This is a genomic window from Cellulomonas septica (genome assembly GCF_012396155.1).
GTDB classification, from domain to species: Bacteria; Actinomycetota; Actinomycetes; order Actinomycetales; family Cellulomonadaceae; genus Cellulomonas; species Cellulomonas septica.
Genome location: NZ_JAAXOY010000475.1, coordinates 1 through 2,811 on the forward strand (window position 1 = coordinate 1; position 2,811 = coordinate 2,811).

Annotated in this window: 3 protein-coding genes; 2 read left to right on the forward strand and 1 reads right to left on the reverse strand. The window is 75.5% G+C overall.

The window, feature by feature from the left end; translation table 11 throughout:
• The coding region (locus HGA02_RS20500) for a hypothetical protein (RefSeq protein ID WP_210728636.1) at window positions 1–224 on the forward strand (224 nt) is incomplete at its 5' end.
• Window positions 225–347: 123 nt separating this feature from the next.
• Window positions 348–830: a DUF6174 domain-containing protein gene (locus tag HGA02_RS15280; RefSeq protein WP_168679899.1), complete on the forward strand. Its 483-nt coding sequence runs from the start codon at window positions 348–350 to the stop codon at window positions 828–830.
• A 90-nt stretch (window positions 831–920) separates the two neighbouring features.
• Here the strand turns inward: HGA02_RS15280 and HGA02_RS15285 are convergent.
• A partial coding sequence (locus tag HGA02_RS15285) for an FAD-binding and (Fe-S)-binding domain-containing protein (RefSeq protein WP_210728637.1) occupies window positions 921–2,811 on the reverse strand: 1,891 nt, incomplete at its 5' end.

The following is a 2,811-nucleotide window of genomic DNA, read 5'->3' on the forward strand; positions in this document are numbered from 1 at the left end:
AGACCGTCGTGGCGGTCGACGGCTCCGGTCGGCGGTGGTCGGTGGTGCCGCGGGCGTGGGACCGCCCCGGCGTCGGTGGGACGTGGCCGCTGACGACCCACGTCTGGTCCCTGCCTCGGCTCGCGACGGGTCACCCGGTGGGCGTCTGGACGACCGCGGCGGGCGACGCGGTCGTCGTGCTCGTGCCCCGCAGGCGCCCGCGGGAGCGCCGCCGACCGGTCTGACCAGCGGCGTCGGCCGTCGCGGGTGACGGGTGCTGAACCCGAGCGTCCGACGGCCCCGGTCGTCGGTGCGATCCGCACCGCGAACCGCGCCTGCGGAGCTGTCGACGTCCGTAGGCTCGGCTCATGCGAGTGCCGCTGCGGGCGTGGGCGAGTGCGGGAGCCACGGTCGTGGGTGCGTCCGTGCTCGTGGCGGTCCTGAGCGGCTGCGGTGACGAGCCACCGTCCGGCCCGGTGCCCGGGGCGGCGGAGGCCAGGGAGCGGTGGGCCGACGGGGGTGTCGACTCCTACGCGTTCGCGCTCACGTCGTCGTGCGGCGAGCGGCTGCTCATCGGGTCGTACCGGGTGACGGTGACCGATGGTGCGGTCACGGCCGTCGAGGGGCTCGACGAGGTCGGGCGGCGCATCGCGGGCGAGGCGCAGGACCTCACGGCCGAGATCCCGACGATCGACACGCTGCTCGACCGCGTCGTCGACGCCGACGCGAGCACCGTGCCCGAGGCGACGTTCGACGACGGGGGCGTGCCGACGGCCGTCACGTTCGACCCGTCGCCCGGGATCGACGACGAGGAGTGCTACACGGTCGCCGACGTCCAACCGACGGCCTGACGCGAGCCGCGGCAGCGACACGACGGACCCGACGGCCGGGCGACCCGGCTCGACGGCGTCGCGGCGGACCGGTCGCCCCCCGCGCCGACCTCAGAGGCGCGACGCGAGCAGCTCCGCGAGGTGGAGGCCCTGGACGCCCGCGAGCTGGTCGGCCTGGGTGCGGCACGAGTAGCCGTCGGCGAGGTAGACGTCGCCGGGTGCGGCGTCGCGCAGCGCGGGCAGCAGGCTGTTCTCCGCGACGGCCACCGACACGTCGTAGTGGCCCTTCTCCATGCCGAAGTTCCCCGCGAGGCCGCAGCAGCCCGCGAGCGCCGAGAACTGCGCGCCCGCGTCGGTGAGCAGGCGGCGGTCGGGCGTCCACGTCATCACGGAGTGGTGGTGGCAGTGCGGCTGGACGACGGCGGTGACGTCGGACAGGTCGGGCACGGTCCAGCGGTCCCCGGGGCCGATCGGTGCGGGGGCCGTGAGGAGCTCGGCGAGGGTGCGCGTCTCGCGCGCGACGGCCACGGCGCGCGGGTCGTCGGGCAGCAGGTCGCGCAGGTCGCTGCGCAGGACGGCGGTGCAGGACGGCTCGAGGCCGACGATGGGCACGCCGTTGACGGCGAACGGGCCGAGGACCTCGAGCAGGTGCGTGAGCTGCTTGCGCGCGCCGTCGAGCTGGCCGGTGCTGATCCACGTGAGGCCGCAGCACGCGTCGTGCTCGGGGACGAGCACCTCGTAGCCGGCGGCGCGGAGCACCTTCACGGCGGCGTGCGCGACGGACGGCGCGAGCGTGTCGCTGAACGAGTCGACCCACAGCAGCAAGGGCGGACGCGTCTGCGCCGCGACCGACCCGGCCGTGGACCCGTCGTCGCGCGGCGCGGCACCGGAGCGCTGTCCGTCCGTCGTGGACCGCTCCTTCCAGCCCGCACCCGAGGTGACCGTGACGGCGTCGCCCGCGCCGTGCCGGGCCCACGCCCGGAAGGGCGTGCGCGCGAACGTGACCATCTTCCGGCGCGTGTCCATGCCGCCCGCCGCGAGCACCGCCTTCGCGAGCGGTCGGATGCCGAGGACCCCGTTGACCAGCGACGACACCCCGGGGACGGCCGTGATGAGCCGCGCCCAGCGCGGCAGCCAGCCGAGCGCGTAGTGGTTCACGGGCCGCAGCCGCCCGGAGTACGTGCGGTGCAGCACCTCGGACTTGTACTGCGCCATGTCGACGCCCGCGGGGCAGTCCGACGAGCACGCCTTGCAGGACAGGCACAGGTCGAGGACGTCGTGCACCTCGGGCGACGTCCAGCCGCGGTCGACGAGCGAGCCGTTCGCCATCTCCTGCAGCACGCGCGCGCGGCCGCGGGTCGAGTCCTTCTCGTCCTTCGTCGCGAGGTACGACGGGCACATGAACGAGCCCGTCTCGCGGCCGTCGGCCCGGCACTTGCCGACGCCGACGCAGCGGTGCACGGCCGTCGTGAAGTCGCCGGCGTCGTGCGAGAACGAGAAGCCGGAGCCCGCGAGCAGCGAGCGTGCGGCGGGACGGCGCAGGTCCGCGTCGAGCGGGCGCGGGCGGACCAGGACGCCGGGGTTGAGCAGGTCGCGCGGGTCGAGCAGGTCCTTGAACGCGGCGAACAGGTCGACCGCGCGCTCCGAGTACATGACGGGCAGCAGCTCCGAGCGCGCGCGGCCGTCGCCGTGCTCGCCCGACAGCGACCCGCCGTGCGACGCGACGAGGTGAGCGGCGTCGGTCATGAACGCGCGCAGCGGGTCGCCCGAGCGCTCCATCGGGACGTCGAGGCGCAGGTGCACGCACCCGTCGCCGAAGTGCCCGTACGCGAGCCCGTCGACCTGGTGCGTCGCCATGAGCGCCTCGAGCTCGCGCAGGTACGCGCCGAGCCGCTCGGGCGGGACCGCGGAGTCCTCGAAGCCCGGCCACGCCTGCTCGCCCGACGGGGTGCGGCCGCCGAGGCCCGCGCCGTCCTCGCGGATGCGCCACATGGCGACGGCC